Genomic DNA, 16,943 nt, shown 5'->3' on the forward strand with positions numbered 1-16,943 from the left:
ATCATATCCCTTCGGGCGCAGAATTCGTCGCGCCGATACACCCCGTCAGGATTGGAAAGTCAAGGCGGGTATGCCGCTCAAAACGGCCTTTGCACGTTGCCCGAGTAGAAATAGATGCCCAGACCCGCAGCGAAGATGATATTCCCCGCTATCGCATGTAGAAGGACCGCATAGAAAAAAGATCTACGCTGGCGATAGGCCCAGGTGAACAGCAGCCCTCCGGCAAATGTCATGCCAGCGACGATCCAGCTCCAATACATCAGATGCGCCAGCGAAAACAGCGCCGCATTCAGCAGGTAGGCCGCCCGCCCATTCGGCAGGATCGCGTGATAGCGGCGGAAAAACAGCGAGCGGAACAGCAACTCCTGCGGCAAGGCCGACAGCAGCGGATAGCCTAGCCAGATGAGCAGCAGAAATTCGGGCCGGTTGCGCAGCAGGAAGAACGCAGCCTCGGGCCGGGTGGCCGTCACAAGCGCGGCGCAGAAAAAGATCATCGCAACTGCAAACAGCGCGACTTCGGCCCAGGACCAGTTGCGCCAATTATATCGCAGCTCGGCCCAGGAAAAGCCCGGTGTGCAGTGTAGTAGAACAATCCCGATCGCCGTGAAGGCGAACAGCGACGGGAACATCCAGTTCGGAGGGAAAAACACAGCGATCAGTACCGGCACGGCAATGAAGAACAGCCCGAATTCCAGTCGCAACCACGAGAGCGGCGCGGCGCTGTCTGCCCAATCGGTTGATTTGCTCATTGTACTGCGAACTCCGCCCGGATCAGACCACGCAACGAATTTCCCATATGGATTTTCGATGCGTTTTTCAGATCGGACAAGGTCAGGGTCGCTTCAGTAACCTGTTTATTTTCCAGCAATTCTTCGCGCAGGATGCCCGGCAGGACGCCGCTGGACAATGCAGGGGTCAGGCAGCGACCGTCCGGCATGTGCAGAAACAGATTAGTGATGGTGCCTTCGCACAATTCATCACGTTCGTTGAGGAAAACGACCTCGTCAATCCCCTTTGGCAAGGACGCGCGGGCGCTGTCATAAAGCGCGCGTTGGGTCGTTTTGTGCCGCAGCCAGATATCATCTGCGGTCAGGCGCGCCTGAGCAATCGCCACACGCCAGACCGGAGGGTTGTCTGCCAGCGCCCCGGTTGTCACATCAATCTCACCCTCTGCGCACAGCGTCATACGACAGCGCAGCGGCGATGCGCCCGAAACCGCATCCAGTTTGTCGGCGGCCAACCCGTCGTCGAACGGAAACCCAAAGGTTCTGGCCGAGCGCGCCATACGAGCCAGATGCTGATCCCTTCGCACAAATCCCTGCCCCGGCCGAAAGGCTAGCGTTTCAATCAGGCGGAATTCAGGGTCAACTGGTGGGCAAAGCGGGCTTTCCATAACGCTTCCTCATATTCGGACGGGGCCGTGCTGTCCCAGACCACGCCACCCCCCACGTTCAGGGTCGCCGTGCCATTCTCAACCATCAGGGTTCGGATTGCCACGTTGAATTCGGCACGCCCGTCGGGCGCGGCCCAGCCAATGGCGCCACAGTAAATGTCGCGTGGCCAGGGTTCGAGATCGGAAAGGATCTCCATCGCGCGGATTTTCGGCGCGCCAGTAATCGACCCACAGGGAAACAGCGCCATCAGGATATCTGACAGCTCGGCCCCCAGATGCAGCTGTGCCTGCACCAGAGAGATCATCTGGTGCACGGTGGCATAGGTTTCGACCTTGAACAGCTCGGGCACCTTGACCGAACCAGGCAGCGCGACGCGGCTGATGTCATTGCGCAGCAGGTCGACGATCATCAGGTTTTCGGCCCGGTTCTTTTCATCAATCGAAAGGAAGGCTCGCCGCCGCGCGTCCTCGGCCATATCCTCGCTGCGGGGTTGGGTGCCCTTCATCGGACGGGTTTCGATCATCCGGTCCGCCTCGATGCGAAAGAACAACTCGGGCGAGCGGCTGAGAAGATCAGGCAGACCGTCCTGCAGAACCAGCGCACCGTGACCTACCGGCTGCCCGCTCGCCAAAGCAGCGTAAATCGCGGCGCTGTCACCCTCGACGGTCAGGTCGATGGGAAAGGTTAGGTTGGCCTGATAGATATCCCCGGCCCCGATGGCATCGTGAACCAGCTGAAAGGCTCTGGTATAACGGGCCTCGTCCCAGCGCGGTTCAAAACCAGTGACGCCGCCCGAAGCCGCAGGCAGCTCACGTTGGGCAGGTGCATCATAGACGCCAAAGCACAACAAAGGCAGGCGGCGATCCTGAGGCAGACGGTCGGTCAAACGGGGCTCCAGCGCATAGCCCAACTCATAGCTGGCATAGCCCGCCAGCCATGCCCCTTCGGCACGCGCCGCATCCAGCGCCGCCAGCGCGTGGGGCACATCCTCCGCCTTGACCGCGCGGATCACCTTGGCAGGCCGGTCGAAATCGGTTCCAGGCCCGGTCGGCCCCTGATCAAAACGAATACGCAATTGCATCCTCATTTGCCGTGTTGCGCGGTATAGAGGATAGGGCGGCAAGGGAAAGAGGGGAAAGCGGCAATTTCACACCCAATTCCGATACCCCTTGAACCTTTTCGCGCGGTCCCTATAACGCAGGACAATTTGGGCGCTTGGGGGCGCCCTGACTCGCGGACAATCGAAGGAACGTGGCCATGCCGAGAAGAACCGACATCAAGTCGATCATGATCATCGGGGCGGGCCCCATTGTTATCGGTCAGGCCTGCGAGTTCGACTATTCCGGTGCCCAAGCCTGTAAGGCGCTGCGGGAAGAAGGATACCGGGTCATTCTGGTGAACTCAAACCCAGCCACCATTATGACCGATCCCGGGCTGGCGGACGCCACATATATCGAGCCGATCACCCCCGAAGTTGTTGCCAAGATCATCGAGAAAGAACGCCCCGACGCGCTGCTGCCCACCATGGGCGGGCAGACCGGCCTGAATACCTCGCTCGCGCTGGAAGAAATGGGTGTTCTGGACAGGTTCGGTGTCGAGATGATCGGTGCTAAGCGCGACGCTATCGAGATGGCCGAAGACCGCGCCTTGTTCCGCGAGGCAATGGACCGGTTGGGCCTAGAAAACCCAAAAGCGACCATCGTGACTGCTCCCAGGCGTAAAGACGGTTCCACCGATCTGGACGCCGGTGTGCAGATGGCGCTGGATGAGTTGGAAGAGATCGGCCTGCCTGCCATCATCCGCCCTGCCTTTACCTTGGGCGGTACCGGCGGTGGTGTAGCTTATAACCGCGAGGATTATATCCATTTCTGCCGCTCGGGCATGGATGCCTCGCCGGTCAACCAGATCCTCGTCGATGAAAGTCTGCTGGGTTGGAAAGAATACGAGATGGAGGTGGTGCGCGACACCGCCGACAACGCGATCATCGTCTGTTCCATCGAAAACATTGACCCGATGGGCGTGCACACCGGCGACTCGATCACCGTGGCCCCTGCCCTGACGCTGACCGACAAGGAATACCAGATCATGCGCAACGGCTCGATTGCCGTTCTGCGTGAGATTGGGGTCGAAACCGGCGGTTCAAACGTGCAATGGGCGATCAATCCTGAAGATGGCCGGATGGTCGTGATCGAGATGAACCCGCGTGTTTCTCGTTCATCGGCACTGGCATCGAAAGCGACCGGTTTCCCGATTGCCAAAATCGCGGCAAAACTGGCCGTTGGTTACACGCTGGACGAGTTGGACAACGATATTACCAAGGTCACGCCCGCCTCGTTCGAGCCGACCATCGACTATGTCGTCACCAAGATCCCGAAGTTTGCATTCGAGAAGTTCCCCGGCTCAGAGCCTTACCTGACCACCGCCATGAAGTCGGTGGGTGAGGCCATGTCTATAGGCCGCACGATCCATGAATCGATGCAAAAGGCGCTGGCCTCTATGGAATCGGGCCTGACCGGCTTTGACGAAATCGAAATCCCTGGCCTGAATGTGGGTGTGTGGGAAGAAGCCGACGACAAGGCTGCAGTGATCAAGGCGATCAGCCAACAGACGCCCGACCGGCTGCGTACCATCGCACAGGCCATACGTCACGGTCTGACTGATGACGAGATCTTTGGCGTCACTAAGTTCGACCCTTGGTTTCTTGCCCGTATCCGCGAGATTATTGAGGCCGAGCGTCAGGTCCGCAAAGACGGCCTGCCCGTCACCGAAGAAGGCATCCGTAAGCTGAAAATGCTGGGTTTCACCGATGCGCGCTTGGGTAACCTGACGGGCCGAGACGAGGACAACGTCCGCCGCGCCCGCCGCAATCTGGGCGTCAATGCCGTGTTCAAACGCATCGACACCTGTGCCGCCGAGTTCGAAGCGCAGACGCCTTATATGTATTCGACCTATGAAGCCCCGATGATGGGCGAGGTCGAGTGCGAGGCGCGGCCCAGTGATCGCAAAAAGGTCGTCATCCTCGGCGGTGGCCCGAACCGGATCGGTCAGGGGATCGAGTTCGACTATTGCTGCTGCCACGCCTGTTTCGCGCTGACCGAGGCCGGCTATGAGACCATCATGGTCAACTGCAACCCCGAGACAGTCTCGACCGACTATGACACCTCGGATCGCCTGTATTTCGAGCCGCTGACCTTTGAACACGTGATGGAAATCCTGACGAAAGAACAGGAAAACGGCACGTTGCACGGTGTTATCGTACAGTTCGGCGGCCAGACACCACTGAAACTGGCCAACGCGCTGGAGGCCGAGGGTATCCCGATCCTCGGCACCACACCGGACGCCATTGACCTGGCCGAAGACCGTGAGCGGTTCCAGGCGCTGGTCAACGAACTGGGCCTGAAACAGCCGAAAAATGGCATCGCTTCGACTGACGAAAAGGCACTTGAAATTGCCGACGAGATCGGCTTTCCGCTGGTCATCCGCCCCTCCTACGTTTTGGGTGGTCGCGCGATGGAAATCGTGCGCGATATGGACCAGTTGAGACGTTACATCAACGAGGCCGTGGTAGTGTCGGGCGACAGCCCTGTGCTGCTCGACAGTTATTTAGCAGGTGCCGTGGAACTGGATGTAGATGCGCTCTGCGATGGTATTGACGTCCATGTCGCGGGCATCATGCAGCATATCGAAGAGGCGGGTGTCCACTCGGGCGACTCCGCCTGTTCGTTGCCGCCCTACTCACTGTCGAAAGAGATCATCGGTCAGATCAAGGATCAGACCTTCAAACTGGCCAAGGCGCTGAATGTCGTTGGTCTGATGAACGTGCAATTCGCGATCAAGGACGACGAAATCTACCTGATCGAAGTGAACCCCCGTGCCTCACGCACCGTGCCCTTCGTGGCCAAGGCCACTGACAGCGCGATTGCCTCGATTGCCGCGCGCGTCATGGCAGGCGAGAAACTGTCGAATTTCCCGATGCGTCCGCCGTATCAGGAAGGCAAGGACACCAAGATCGCCGACCAAATGACCCTGGCCGACCCGGACATGCCGTGGTTCTCGGTAAAAGAGGCCGTGCTGCCCTTCGCTCGGTTCCCCGGCGTTGACACCATTTTGGGCCCGGAAATGCGCTCAACCGGCGAGGTTATGGGCTGGGATCGCGACTTCCCGCGCGCCTTTCTTAAGGCGCAGATGGGGGCTGGTATGGTGCTGCCGTCCTCGGGCCGCGCATTTATCTCGATCAAGGATGCTGACAAGACCGCTGCGATGCTCGAGGCCGCTCAGGTTCTGACCCAGCAAGGGTTCAAGCTGATTGCGACCCGCGGCACCCAAAGCTGGCTGTCCAATCACGGCGTGGACTGCGACGTGGTCAACAAGGTCTATGAAGGCCGTCCGGACGTCGTTGACATGCTGAAAGACGGTCAGGTGCAGCTGTTGATGAACACAACCGAAGGCGCACAGGCGGTCGAGGACAGCAAATCCATCCGCTCAATCGCGCTCTATGACAAGATCCCCTATTTCACCACTGCGGCCGCCAGCCATGCTGCGGCACTGGCGATCAAGGCACAGGCCGAAGGGGATGTTGAGGTGAAGTCGCTACAGGGCTAACTCGCCTGCGGCGAAACCCGCGCATTTTGAACCAAACACACCGCGCCCGTTGACCCCGTGTCTTCGGGCGCGCATCTTTTCTGCAAACGAGCAGAAGGAATACGAAATGCGCAGGTTTATGGTTCTCGCCGCTTTGATGACGCTTGCCGCATGTGATGTACCGCTGATCCCATTGATCTGACACGGCCTTCAGTACTGTTTAGCTGTCCCTGTGCGTGCGCAGGCTGCATGATGCTTTTTTAAACCAGCAGGAGAGCCATGCGCCTTTACACCACATACGGCACAAATGACCTGAAACGGGCCATCCGGTTTTATGGCGCGATCTTTGTTGTTCTGGAACAACCCCGCCTGCCAGGATGATCCGAGGATCGCGCAGGTTTGGGAAAGGAACCGGAAGACGGTACCGGATTTTGGGTCTGTTCCTCCTTTGACGGCAGGGCCGCCAGCGTGGGCAACGGGACCATGATGGCCTTCCCCGCCAACAACGCGACACAGGTCCGGCAATTTCACGCGGCGGGGCAGCACCACAGCGGCACCGACGAAGGGGTACCGGGCACACGTGATTCCTACGCGCCCGATTTCTATGTCGCCTATCCGCGCCACCCGGATGGCAACAAGCTGTCAGGTTTTTTCAATCACTACGACCCGGCAGAAGATCCGGGCGACTGAAACAGCCGCCCGGTGATTGTCAGGCCGTTGCTGCCTCGCGCTTTTCATCCCGCGCGAATAACACGAGGTAAAAGACCGGCGCCGCAACCATTGTCAGGATCGTGGCGAAGGCCAGGCCACCCATGATCGTCACCGCCATGGAGCGGAAGAACGCATCCGTCAGCAGCGGCGCCATCCCCAGTATAGTGGTGATCGCGGCCAGCATTACGGGGCGCAGACGCGAGACTGAAGCCTCGACAATCGCTTCTCTCAAGGGTTTGCCGGTGGCGCGGACCAGATCGATTTCTTCGACCAGAACGATGCCGTTCTTGATCAGCATCCCCGACAAGCTGAGCAAGCCTAGCAGCGCGGTGAAGGTGAACGGAAGACCGGTGCCCAGCAGGCCGATCACCACGCCGTTCACCGACATCGGAACCAGCAGCCAGATGATGATCGGCTGACGGATTGCATTAAAGATCAGCACCGAGATCAGCACCATGATCAGCAGGCTCAGCGGCAACTGGCGGCCAAGGCTTTCATTGGCTTCACCGGCGTTTTCGAACTCGCCTCCCCATTCCATCCGGTACCCCGGCGGAAGCTCCATACCCTCGATGGCCGCACGGACTTCGGAGTGGACCTGTGCTGCCGTCATATCCGGTGGGATGTCAGCGCCAACGGTGATTGTCAGCACCCGGTCGCGGCGATGCACCAGCGTGTTGAGCGACTTGTATTCGAACCCATCGACCATTTGCTCGATGGGAACAAATTTCTCCGACTGATCCGAGTACACAACCTGATCCACGATCGAGTAGTCCCCGTCCGCGGGGCGGCGCAGGATGATCGGGATCAAGCGGTCCCGCTCGCGGAAGCCGCCAGCAGTGATGCCATCTGTGGAAAACTGTAACGTTGCCGCAATGTCCTCGCGTGAGACACCTGCAGTCTGGGCCCGCTCGGTCGCGTAGATCGGCTGCACTGCCAATTCTTGCTCGCGCCAGTCGTGATAGACGTTCAGCGCGTTGGGCGAGGCCTCGCGCATTTTCAGCACCGCAGCATCGGCCAGTTCGCGCAACACCGCCGGGTCACTTCCCGAGAACCGCGCCTGAACCGGATCACCTCCTCCAGGGCCAAAGATCAAACGCTTGGTACGGAACTGGCCTTCGGGGAATTGCGCCTGACCGAACGCCTCAAGATCCGCCCGCAGCGCCGGGATGTCATCCAGCGTGTTGGTTCGGATGATCATATGACCGTAGCTTGGGTTTGGCTTTTCCGCCGAATAGGTCAGCAGGAACCGAGTTGCACCCTGTCCGACAAAGGTCGTGACGGACACAACATCGTCGCGCTCGGCCAGCCAGTCTTCGAACACGGCCATGTCTTCGGCTGTACGGGCAATCGGCGTACCTTGTGGCAAGTTGTAATGTACGAAGAACAGCGGCGTGTTCGAGTCTGGAAAGAACTGCTGTTTTACCAGACCGAAGCCCGCGAAGCAGGCCACCGTGATTCCGACCAAGGCTGCAATCACCAGCCAGCGCATCCGCAGCGACCAACGCAGGATCGCCCCATAGACACGAAACATGATACCGCCATAGGCATCAACCTCACCCTCTTTACCCTGTTTGAAGAAGTAGTGTCCCAACAAAGGTGTCACGGTCAGCGCCAGCACCCAACTGAGCATCAGTGAGATGCCGATCACCGCAAACAGCGAGAACAGGAATTCGCCAGTCGCATCGGGGCTGAGACCGATCCCGGCAAACGCCATGATGCCGATTACCGTGGCCCCCAGCAGCGGTATCTGCGTCTTGGACGCGGCCTCATCCGCCGCATCGCGCGAGTTCTTACCGCGCAGCATGGCAATCTGCATCCCCTCAGCGACAACGATAGCGTTGTCCACCAGCATCCCCATCGCAATGATCAGGGCGCCGAGCGAAATCCGCTCCATCTCGATCGAGAAAATCGACATGAACAACAATGTGCCCACAACAGTCAGCAACAGAGTCGAGCCAACGACCACCGCCGCGCGCCACCCCATGAATATGCCAAGCACCGCAACCACGATACTGACAGACATCGCCAGATTCACCAGGAAATCGTTGGAGGCCTGCTCGACCACAACATGCTGTTGATAGATCGGCAGGATTTCCACCCCAAATGGGATCTGGGAATCCAGCGCGGCAAACTTGGCATCCGCGCGTTGACCAACCTCGACAATGTTCTCGGTCGACAGCCCCGCAATGCCCAGCGTGAACGCCTCAGTGCCGTTGAACCGGATCATGACATCCGGGTCGGTCTGACGACCCCGGTAAACGTGGGACATGTCGAACAGGTTGATCACCTGCCCTTGCGATCCCACCGACAACCCGGCAATGGCCGAAACGGTGTCCGACCCTTCGGCCGTCAGGATGGTCGTGCGGTCATTCTCGGACCGAACCGAACCAGATGCGTTCACGGAATCTGCGTTGGCAATGGCTTCGTTGATGGTTTGAATAGGTACATTCTGATTCACGGAAATGGCAAGGTCGGGTTCAACAAAGATGGCCTCTTGCGGCAGGCCCATAACCTCGACATCCGCCACACCAGATACGGTCAGCAGCTCGCGTCGCAGAAAAGTCGCCAGTTCGTGTTTCTCGGCGTCTGTAAAACCTTCGGCCGTTACTGCATAAAACAGGCCAAACACATCGCCAAATCCGTCGTTGACCAAAGGCGCGCCAACACCCGGAGGCAAGCTTCGCCCCGCATCGCGCACCTTGGCGCGCAGTTCGGTCCAGATACTCGGCAGTTCCGTACCGTCATACGTAGATTTGATCTCGACCTCGATCAGCGAGAAACCAGGTTGGTTGACTGATGTGATGGTATCGACTTCGCCCATTTGCTGAATGGCAGATTCCAGCGGCTCCGAAACCTCCAACGCCACTTGTTCTGCAGTGGCACCCGGATACTGGGTTGCGATGACGGCGTTTTTGATGGTGAAGGCAGGGTCTTCCAAACGGCCCAGCGAAAGGAACCCCCAGATACCGCCAAACAGGGCAAACAGGATGATCAGCCAAGTATAAAGTGGCCGGTCAATTGAGGCGCGTGCGATGTTCATCTGTCCACCCTCAGTTCGCGAAACCGGCAAAGCGGCGCACGGCCTGACCATCGGTCAGTGCTCCCCCACCGGCGACAACGATTTCATCGCCATCCGACAGGCCGGTTAGCACCCGAACATCACCCGTTTGGGTCGGTTCGATAGTAACAGGCACGTAACGGATAGAGCCCTCATCGGCACCGACCGGCGAGAATACCATGACGCCCAGCGCACCATCAGCATCGGCAACGATTGCCGAAGCCGGGACGACAATGCCAGTCCGTGTATCCTGCACCTTAACGTTCACAGTCACGGACGAGCCCGGCAGAATCTGCAACCCCTCTGGCGGGGTCAGGCCGAACTGGATACGAAACGTCTGCCCCACGCTGGACGTTTCGGCATCGAACTCGCGGATCTCAAGAGGAAACACTTCATCACTGGTGGGGAATTTCGCGGTGATCGTCAGTTCATTTTCTTGAGATGACCGCTGGAACAGAATCTCGGGCACGTCGACCTCGATCCGCAACTCGGACATGTCGTGAATGCGAACAATGGGCGCACCGGCTGACACCGTGGTAAAGGCCTCGACCGCCCGGCTGGACACCAGCGCGTCAAACGGTGCTGTCAGCGTGGCGTGTTCCAGATCGTATTCCGCATCCCGCACCGCGATCTCGGCCAGTTGTGCTGCAGTTTCCGAGTCGTCCACTGCCACCTGGCTGGCTGTCGTTCCGCGCAGGCGCGACAGACGGGCCAGGGTTCGATCAGCCTGATCCTTTTGCAACACGGCTCGGTCGTAGCGGCGCTGGAATGGGGCCTGATCCAGTTGCGCAATCAACTCGCCCTTAGGGATCACAAAGCCTTCGTTCACCGGCATTTTCACAATCTGACCGGAAACCTGAAACGCCAGATCAACAGTCTGCCGGGCAGCTACACGCCCAAAAAACTGCCGCGAAAACCCCGGCGAGGTTTCCTGTACCTGCATTAACTTGACCGGCTTGGCCGTGTCTTGTGCCACAACCGTGGTCGCCAGCGCAATCAGGGTCGCGCTCAAAACAGAGAGGAGTTTCATTTCGTCAATCCCTCGGGAATTCCCGTTTTCAGAATGTTGTCTCGGATTTTGCGCGCCAGCCGCGCGAATTGGGCAGTTTCTTCCGCATCCAGACCAGAAGAGCGGTGAAACACGTCTCCGGCCACGGACACCAGCATGTTGCGCAGGTCCTGGCCCTGCTCTGTCAAAACCAGCAGCCAGGCTCGACGGTCATCCGGGTCGCGTTCGCGGATCAGTAGCCCCGCCTTTTCCAAACCATCCGCCGTTGCCGTGATGGTCGAAGGGACGGTCAACATATCAGCAGCCAATACACCCATGCGTTTCGGCTGATCCAGTTTTATCAGCATATGGCATTCGAGATGGCTCAGATCGGTTTCGACGCAGTCAAAGGCCTCTTCCAGCTTCCAGTACAAAGCATACACACCCATAATGGCCTGAATCTCAGGACTGAGACGGCTAAGCCTGGTGCTGATATCGTCTGACATACGAACTCTCCGGATGAGTCTGGCTGGTCATATACTTCGATTTTCGAACTATTCAAGATATGAAGCGCAAATAGGAAGAACCTACCACATTCCGTTAGGTCACCATACCTTGATCAAACCCTGCTGTGACTGCATTTTAGGCAAACTCGAAACGTCCAGGACCCGCCATGTATACCCCTGCAATCACCGGCACCGGTGTTTTCACGCCCGAAAGCGTCATCACCAATGCCGAGCTTGTCGCCGCCTTCAACGCCTATGCCGACAAGCAGAACGCTGTGAATGCCGACGCGATAGCAGTTGGCGAGATGGAGCCGATGCAGCATTCCTCCGAAGAGTTCATCCTAAAGGCCTCGGGCATTGAGAACCGCTATGTGATGGACAAGTCGGGTGTTCTGAACCCGGATGTGATGCACCCTCTGCTGCGCCAGCGCAGCGATGACGAGCCCGGCATCATGACCGAAATGGCTGTGGATGCCTGCAAAAAGGCGTTAGCTCAGGCCGGGCGCAGCGCCGAAGATGTCGATCTGGTGATTTGCGCCGCCTCGAACCACGAACGCGCCTATCCGGCAATTGCAATTGAAATCCAGCAGGCGCTGGGGATCAAAGGGTTCGGTTTCGATATGAACGTCGCCTGTTCCTCGGCCACGTTCGGCATTCAGGCGGCGGCGGACATGATCCGTTCGGGTTCGGTGCGGTCGGCGCTGGTGGTGAACCCCGAGATCTGCTCGGGCCATCTGGAATGGCGCGACAGAGACTGTCACTTTATCTTTGGCGACGTGGCCACGGCCACCCTGATCGAACGGATCGAAGACGCGCAAGGCCCTCATTTCGAAATCCTCTCGACCCGCTGTGCCACTTCGTTCTCGAACAACATCCGCAACAACAACGGCTTCCTGCGCCGCTCGCGCCCTGCCGGAGTGGTCGACCGACGTGACATGCAGTTCATGCAGAACGGCCGCAAGGTGTTCAAGGAAGTGCTGCCGATGGTCAGCAAACACATCTCGGATCACATGGAGTCCGAAGGTGTGACCAGCAACGAACTGAAACGCCTGTGGCTGCATCAGGCCAACAAGACGATGAACGATTTCATCGGAAAAAAGGTGCTGGGCCGTGAACCCGAAGCGGGCGAGCAACCCAACATCCTGCAGGATTATGCCAACACGTCCTCGGCCGGGTCGATCATTGCGTTCTCCAAATTTTCCGATGATCTGACGGATGGGGATGTCGGGCTGATCTGCTCGTTCGGGGCAGGTTATTCCGTTGGCTCAGTGATCGTGAAGCGGCACGGGTAATGGGCTGATTCCAGAGTTCGCACAAAAGAGTGTTTGACTGTCTGCTTTGAGCCCAAAGCGGACTTTGTCAATCCAAAAGGGTGTTGCAAGAGCGGTAGGCAGCTACAGCCCAAACCAATTTCTTGGGAACATTCAGCGCAGCGAAAAGAGCATTGGGAAGCCCGTATGAATAGAGTGAATAGCGTACCGCTAATTCTTTGCTTTTTTGGCAACAAAGAATGGGTAAATTCCGACGTCATCACGAAACTGAGCGAAATTACTTATGATGCGAAACGCAATCAACACTTCCCCTGCGTCGAAGAAGTAAATCAATGTACCTAGCGAAGGCTCTGTCCGAGACCGTGACAGTTGATATCTCCAAGCCCCATCCTCAAGGTCAATTAGTTGCAAGATACTGAAAACATCGGATAACTCGTCTTCAATATCGCAGGCACTTCTGGAACCACAACTCTGCAGCCACAACACTAAATCGCGCAACTGGTCTGGAACCATAGGCACGTGTTTTATCTCTCTTTCGTTTTTTGTGACTTTGTCACCTACTTTCGTTCCGAATGTGACAAGACCACCTTCTCCTTCGGAGACGATTTCAGCATCCTCGAGGCACAGCAACCGGCCTTTACTTTCCTCACCTTTTTGCCAGATTAGAGCGCACTCGGGGGAAACCTGCCAAGGGTACACTGGATAACTTGGGTCGGACGCCGCAAGCGAACCAACGGAAAGCATCAAATAAATCACTGAAAAGGTTGGTGGAAATACCTTCATCGACACACCAACATCAACACTTTCCTCAATCATTAGAACACACTCATCTTCTACAATCCGAAGCTGCCGTTGTCGAATGCAAGGTCGGCTTTGTCTGCAAACCAGACCTTTATAGCCCGTGTCAGAAGGTATTCGTAACGAGAAGGTCAGCGACTAACCCTAGCTCACGCTTTCCTCTTCCAGATGCAGCTTCATCTCGATCAGCACCTGTTGCAGCAGGCTGGTTTCCTTCAGCAGGCGCTTGGCTTCGTTTACGGTGATGATGCCGTCTTCGATGGCGGCCTGATATTCGGTCATCAGCATCGCGAACCGCTGGCTCAGGGCGATGACGTCCGAGTTCACCCCGCCGGTGCGCGGTGTGTCCGCATTGCGACCGTCATAGGACAAGGTGATGTTTTTCAGATCGGCCAGTGCCGAGGTGACATGCGGATAGGTAGAAACGGCCTCAAGCCGCGCGACTGAATCCACCGGCATGAACCGATCAACATGTTCGGCGTTGTCTGAATAATACCGGCCCAGAGTCGCCTTGGATTTGCCAGTGATCTCACATGCGGATTCAATGCCGACGTCCTTGACCAATGCTTCTGTGTGTTTTTTCAGATAGGCCCCGATATCTGCCATGTTTTTACCTTTTCTGCCTGTCTCTCCCACAACATCTGCCACTGTGGGGGAAAGGGAAAAGAAATTTCCCATACTCGAGTCTTAATTGAAATGTCATACATTGGCTATCCCTCAGATATTCGGGGGTTTTGTGAGTGAGTGGCGGCCGTTTAGGCCGGTGACGAGTAATTGCGGGGCAGAATACTAGCCTCGCTCTGTTTTGGCCGCATGTCGGCCAACGGCGTCGTTGTTGTGAAAGCGGGGGATCCATCCCCCTTGAGCTTAGGCTCGGCCCCTGCAACAACAGCGGCGACGTCGCTTGTTTCGTATCTTGCCCAAGGGGGTAAGGCGTTTTAGACCCGGGCGCATGGCAAAGCTGTATTTCAACTATTCGACCATGAACGCGGGTAAATCGACCGTGTTGCTGCAGGCCTCGCACAACTATCGTGAAAGGGGCATGGACACTTATCTGATGACCGCTGCTCTGGATGGACGGGCTGGCGCGGGGAAGATCGCCTCGCGGATCGGGATTTCCGCCGATGCCGATACGTTCTCGGGGGGCGATGACGTGTTTGCAATGATTGAGACGCGCCTGAACCGAGGTCAGATCGCCTGCGTTTTCGTGGATGAGGCGCAGTTTCTGACCGAAGAGCAAGTCTGGCAACTGGCCCGCGCAGTGGATGATCTGCGTGTTCCGGTCCTGACCTATGGGTTGCGGGTGGATTTTCAGGGGCACTTGTTCCCCGGATCAGCTGCCCTGCTGGCGCTAGCGGATGAGATGCGAGAGGTCCGCACGATCTGCAGATGCGGCCGCAAGGCGACGATGGTGATTCGCCAGGACGAAAACGGCAAGACCATCACCGAGGGAGCACAGGTACAGATAGGTGGGAACGAGACCTATGTCTCGCTCTGCCGCAAACACTGGCGCGAGGCAACCGGGTCTTAAACCGGATTTGGCAGCGCGCGACCCGCGACGAAGGCGGCGACGTTGTCCAGCGCAATGTGCCCCATATCGGTGCGCACCTCTTCGGTAGCGGTACCCAGATGAGGCAACAGGGTCACGTTCTCCATATTGCTCAGAGCTTGCGGAACGGCGGGTTCGAATTCGTAGACATCCAACCCCGCACCCGCAATCTGGCCCGATTGAAGCGCGGCGATCAGGGCGGTCTCGTCCACAACCTCTCCACGCGCGATGTTGATCAGGATGGCCGAGGGGTTCATCGCCTCCAACACCTGTGCGTTGATCAGGTGGCGGGTTTCGGCACCGCCAGGGACGGCCAGGATTAGAAAATCGACCGATCCGGCCAAAGCGGCCGGGTCGGGGGTGAATTCAGCGGCAAAGTCCAAGTCCTTCGGGCTGCGGGACTGATAGGCAACCTGCATTCCAAACCCGAAATGGCAACGGCGCGCGATGGCCTGACCAATCCGTCCCATGCCGACGATGCCGACTCGTTTGCCGGTGACGTGATGACCCAGCATCTGCGTCGGGTGCCAGCCCTGCCAGTAACCAGCCCGAACCAGCCGTTCGCCCTCGCCCGCGCGGCGCGCGGTCGACAGCAGCAGGGTCATGGCGATGTCGGCGGTGGCATCGGTCACTGCCCCGGGTGTATTGGTGACGGCAATGCCAGCGGCACGGGCCGCGTCTACGTCGATATGATTGTAGCCGACGCCGAAATTTGCCAGCAGTTTGCATCGCGGTTTGGGCGCTTCGGCGAGCACCTGAGCCGAGAATAGATCGCCTAATGTGGGCACAACCACGTCAAAGTCAGTCAGCGCGCGCAGCATCTCATCGCGTGTCAAAGGCAGCGTTTCACTGCGGATCTCGACATCAAACTCTGCACGGGCGCGGGCCTCGACGGTAGCCGTCATTGGGCGAGCGATAAACAGTTTCATCAGTGCATCCGCCCGCCGATGGGAACCTCGCCGTCCGGGCCGATCAGGACGATTTCACCGTTTTCATCGGGCAGGCCCAGTACCAGAACCTCAGACATGAACCGGCCGATCTGGCGTGGTGGGAAGTTCACGACGGCCATCACCTGCTTACCTACCAACGTCGCAGGATCGTAATGCGCGGTGACCTGGGCCGAGGTTTTTCGCTCGCCGATCTCATCGCCGAAATCGATCCACATCTTGATCGCGGGTTTGCGGGCTTCGGGGTACGGTTCGGCGCGGATCACCTCACCCACGCGGATATCAACCTTGAGAAAGTCGTCGAAGGTAATCTCACTCACGGGACAGCTCCTTGGATCGGTCGGTTGCAGCTTTGACAGCGCGGTGCAGCAGGTCGGGGAAGCCCTCTTCTTCGTGCATCAGCACTTCAAGCGCGGCCTGCGTGGTGCCGTTTGGTGAGGTCACGTTGATACGAAGCTGTGACGGGTCTTCCTCGGCCGCCTTCGCCAAAGCGCCTGCCCCGGCCACGGTTGATTTGGCCAGCTTCATCGCCAACTCATGCGGCAGGCCCTGCGCCTGCCCGGCAGCTGCCAGTGTTTCGATCAAATGGAAGACATAGGCCGGACCTGAGCCGCTGAGGCCGGTGACGGCGTCCATTTGCGCCTCGTCCTGCAACAGAACCGTTTCACCAATGGCCGACAGCAGGTTTTCGGTCAGCGCTAAATCAGCATCCGATGCAACCGAGTTGCCGATCAAGGCTGTGATTCCCTGCCGGATCGCGGCTGGAGTGTTTGGCATGGCGCGCACGATCGGTGTGTCGTCACCCAAAACGGATTCGAATGTGGCAATCGAGGTGCCCGCAGCGACCGACACGAACAGACTGCGACCCCCTCCCAAAGCTTTTATGGCGGGCAGGGCCTCACCCATCATCTGCGGTTTGACGGCCACCAGCACCACCGCGGGCGCTTCGGGCAAAGGTGTGTTGATATTGACACCCTGCGCCTTCAACCAGTCCGAGGGGTTCGGGTCGATCACCCAGACGGCGGACGAAGGAAGGCCATGCTCCAACCATCCGGCGAGCATGGCCGATCCCATCTTGCCGCATCCCAAAAGCACCAGCCCCTGCTCGGCGACGCGTGACATGTCCATGATTGCCCCTCC

At 58.2% G+C, this 16,943-nt stretch carries 15 protein-coding genes; 4 read left to right on the forward strand and 11 right to left on the reverse strand.

Going from position 1 to position 16,943, the window contains the following annotated elements:
* Nucleotides 1-77: 77 nt before the first annotated feature.
* Genes ACR0IM_RS07270 through ACR0IM_RS07280 form a run of 3 tightly spaced genes read right to left on the reverse strand, consistent with a single transcriptional unit; the run spans nt 78 to nt 2,475 of the window.
* Nucleotides 78-749 (reverse strand): CPBP family intramembrane glutamic endopeptidase, encoded by a 672-nt coding sequence (locus ACR0IM_RS07270; protein WP_480681312.1) that lies wholly within the window; start codon nt 747-749, stop codon nt 78-80.
* Nucleotides 746-1,393: an aminotransferase class IV family protein gene (locus tag ACR0IM_RS07275; RefSeq protein WP_480681313.1), complete on the reverse strand. Its 648-nt coding sequence runs from the start codon at nt 1,391-1,393 to the stop codon at nt 746-748. Before ACR0IM_RS07275 ends, ACR0IM_RS07270 begins: the two co-directional genes overlap by 4 nt.
* A complete protein-coding gene (locus tag ACR0IM_RS07280; protein ID WP_480681314.1) occupies nt 1,348-2,475 on the reverse strand; it encodes an aminodeoxychorismate synthase component I in 1,128 nt (375 codons plus the stop codon). Before ACR0IM_RS07280 ends, ACR0IM_RS07275 begins: the two co-directional genes overlap by 46 nt.
* A 176-nt stretch (nt 2,476-2,651) precedes the next feature.
* Between ACR0IM_RS07280 and carB the strand changes: the two genes are divergently transcribed.
* Both carB and ACR0IM_RS07290 read left to right on the forward strand, forming a co-directional pair.
* Nucleotides 2,652-5,996 carry a carbamoyl-phosphate synthase large subunit gene (gene carB / locus ACR0IM_RS07285; protein WP_480681315.1) on the forward strand — a complete coding sequence of 1,115 codons (3,345 nt, stop codon included), beginning with the start codon at nt 2,652-2,654 and terminating at the stop codon, nt 5,994-5,996.
* A gap of 378 nt (nt 5,997-6,374) precedes the next feature.
* Nucleotides 6,375-6,665, forward strand: coding sequence for a VOC family protein (locus tag ACR0IM_RS07290; protein WP_480681316.1), 291 nt, complete (start codon nt 6,375-6,377; stop codon nt 6,663-6,665).
* Nucleotides 6,666-6,684: 19 nt separating this feature from the next.
* On the opposite strand, the gene ACR0IM_RS07295 is transcribed toward ACR0IM_RS07290, so the two are convergent.
* Genes ACR0IM_RS07295 through ACR0IM_RS07305 form a run of 3 tightly spaced genes read right to left on the reverse strand, consistent with a single transcriptional unit; the run spans nt 6,685 to nt 11,238 of the window.
* Nucleotides 6,685-9,726 (reverse strand): efflux RND transporter permease subunit, encoded by a 3,042-nt coding sequence (locus ACR0IM_RS07295; RefSeq protein ID WP_480641023.1) that lies wholly within the window; start codon nt 9,724-9,726, stop codon nt 6,685-6,687.
* Nucleotides 9,727-9,736: 10 nt separating this feature from the next.
* Complete coding sequence (locus tag ACR0IM_RS07300; RefSeq protein ID WP_480681317.1) at nt 9,737-10,774, reverse strand: efflux RND transporter periplasmic adaptor subunit; 1,038 nt, start codon at nt 10,772-10,774, stop codon at nt 9,737-9,739.
* Entirely contained in the window at nt 10,771-11,238 is a 468-nt protein-coding gene (locus ACR0IM_RS07305) for a MarR family winged helix-turn-helix transcriptional regulator (RefSeq protein ID WP_480641025.1), read from the reverse strand. Before ACR0IM_RS07305 ends, ACR0IM_RS07300 begins: the two co-directional genes overlap by 4 nt.
* 167 nt (nt 11,239-11,405) lie before the next feature.
* Between ACR0IM_RS07305 and ACR0IM_RS07310 the strand changes: the two genes are divergently transcribed.
* Entirely contained in the window at nt 11,406-12,530 is a 1,125-nt protein-coding gene (locus ACR0IM_RS07310; RefSeq protein ID WP_480681318.1) for a beta-ketoacyl-ACP synthase III, read from the forward strand.
* Nucleotides 12,531-12,719: 189 nt separating this feature from the next.
* Here the strand turns inward: ACR0IM_RS07310 and ACR0IM_RS07315 are convergent, their stop codons facing one another.
* Nucleotides 12,720-13,325 (reverse strand): hypothetical protein, encoded by a 606-nt coding sequence (locus tag ACR0IM_RS07315; RefSeq protein ID WP_480681319.1) that lies wholly within the window; start codon nt 13,323-13,325, stop codon nt 12,720-12,722.
* A gap of 126 nt (nt 13,326-13,451) precedes the next feature.
* The gene (locus tag ACR0IM_RS07320) at nt 13,452-13,913 is read right to left on the reverse strand and encodes a hypothetical protein (protein ID WP_480590224.1); all 462 of its coding nucleotides are present in this window, start codon (nt 13,911-13,913) and stop codon (nt 13,452-13,454) included.
* A 346-nt stretch (nt 13,914-14,259) separates the two neighbouring features.
* On the opposite strand from ACR0IM_RS07320, the gene ACR0IM_RS07325 reads away from it, so the two are divergent.
* Entirely contained in the window at nt 14,260-14,838 is a 579-nt protein-coding gene (locus tag ACR0IM_RS07325; RefSeq protein ID WP_480681320.1) for a thymidine kinase, read from the forward strand.
* Here the strand turns inward: ACR0IM_RS07325 and ACR0IM_RS07330 are convergent.
* Genes ACR0IM_RS07330 through proC form a run of 3 tightly spaced genes read right to left on the reverse strand, consistent with a single transcriptional unit; the run spans nt 14,835 to nt 16,931 of the window.
* On the reverse strand, nt 14,835-15,785 hold the full coding sequence (locus tag ACR0IM_RS07330) for a 2-hydroxyacid dehydrogenase (RefSeq protein ID WP_480681321.1): 951 nt from the start codon (nt 15,783-15,785) through the stop codon (nt 14,835-14,837). The genes ACR0IM_RS07325 and ACR0IM_RS07330 overlap by 4 nt on opposite strands.
* A complete protein-coding gene (locus tag ACR0IM_RS07335) occupies nt 15,785-16,123 on the reverse strand; it encodes a tRNA-binding protein (protein ID WP_480681322.1) in 339 nt (112 codons plus the stop codon). The genes ACR0IM_RS07330 and ACR0IM_RS07335 overlap by 1 nt, the downstream gene beginning before the upstream one ends.
* Nucleotides 16,116-16,931 (reverse strand): pyrroline-5-carboxylate reductase, encoded by an 816-nt coding sequence (proC, locus tag ACR0IM_RS07340; protein ID WP_480681324.1) that lies wholly within the window; start codon nt 16,929-16,931, stop codon nt 16,116-16,118. Before proC ends, ACR0IM_RS07335 begins: the two co-directional genes overlap by 8 nt.
* Nucleotides 16,932-16,943 lie beyond the last annotated feature (12 nt).

This window comes from Ruegeria sp. BF6 (genome assembly GCF_056538665.1).

Bases quoted from the DNA above. Each gene is read 5' to 3' on its own strand.
- ACR0IM_RS07270 (WP_480681312.1), bottom strand. From the start codon at position 749: ATGAGCAAATCAACCGATTGGGCAGACAGCGCCGCGCCGCTCTCGTGG.
- ACR0IM_RS07275 (WP_480681313.1), bottom strand. From the start codon at position 1,393: ATGGAAAGCCCGCTTTGCCCACCAGTTGACCCTGAATTCCGCCTGATT.
- ACR0IM_RS07280 (WP_480681314.1), bottom strand. From the start codon at position 2,475: ATGCAATTGCGTATTCGTTTTGATCAGGGGCCGACCGGGCCTGGAACC.
- carB (WP_480681315.1), top strand. From the start codon at position 2,652: ATGCCGAGAAGAACCGACATCAAGTCGATCATGATCATCGGGGCGGGC.
- ACR0IM_RS07295 (WP_480641023.1), bottom strand. From the start codon at position 9,726: ATGAACATCGCACGCGCCTCAATTGACCGGCCACTTTATACTTGGCTG.
- ACR0IM_RS07300 (WP_480681317.1), bottom strand. From the start codon at position 10,774: ATGAAACTCCTCTCTGTTTTGAGCGCGACCCTGATTGCGCTGGCGACC.
- ACR0IM_RS07305 (WP_480641025.1), bottom strand. From the start codon at position 11,238: ATGTCAGACGATATCAGCACCAGGCTTAGCCGTCTCAGTCCTGAGATT.
- ACR0IM_RS07310 (WP_480681318.1), top strand. From the start codon at position 11,406: ATGTATACCCCTGCAATCACCGGCACCGGTGTTTTCACGCCCGAAAGC.
- ACR0IM_RS07315 (WP_480681319.1), bottom strand. From the start codon at position 13,325: ATGATTGAGGAAAGTGTTGATGTTGGTGTGTCGATGAAGGTATTTCCA.
- ACR0IM_RS07320 (WP_480590224.1), bottom strand. From the start codon at position 13,913: ATGGCAGATATCGGGGCCTATCTGAAAAAACACACAGAAGCATTGGTC.
- ACR0IM_RS07325 (WP_480681320.1), top strand. From the start codon at position 14,260: ATGGCAAAGCTGTATTTCAACTATTCGACCATGAACGCGGGTAAATCG.
- ACR0IM_RS07330 (WP_480681321.1), bottom strand. From the start codon at position 15,785: ATGAAACTGTTTATCGCTCGCCCAATGACGGCTACCGTCGAGGCCCGC.
- proC (WP_480681324.1), bottom strand. From the start codon at position 16,931: ATGGACATGTCACGCGTCGCCGAGCAGGGGCTGGTGCTTTTGGGATGC.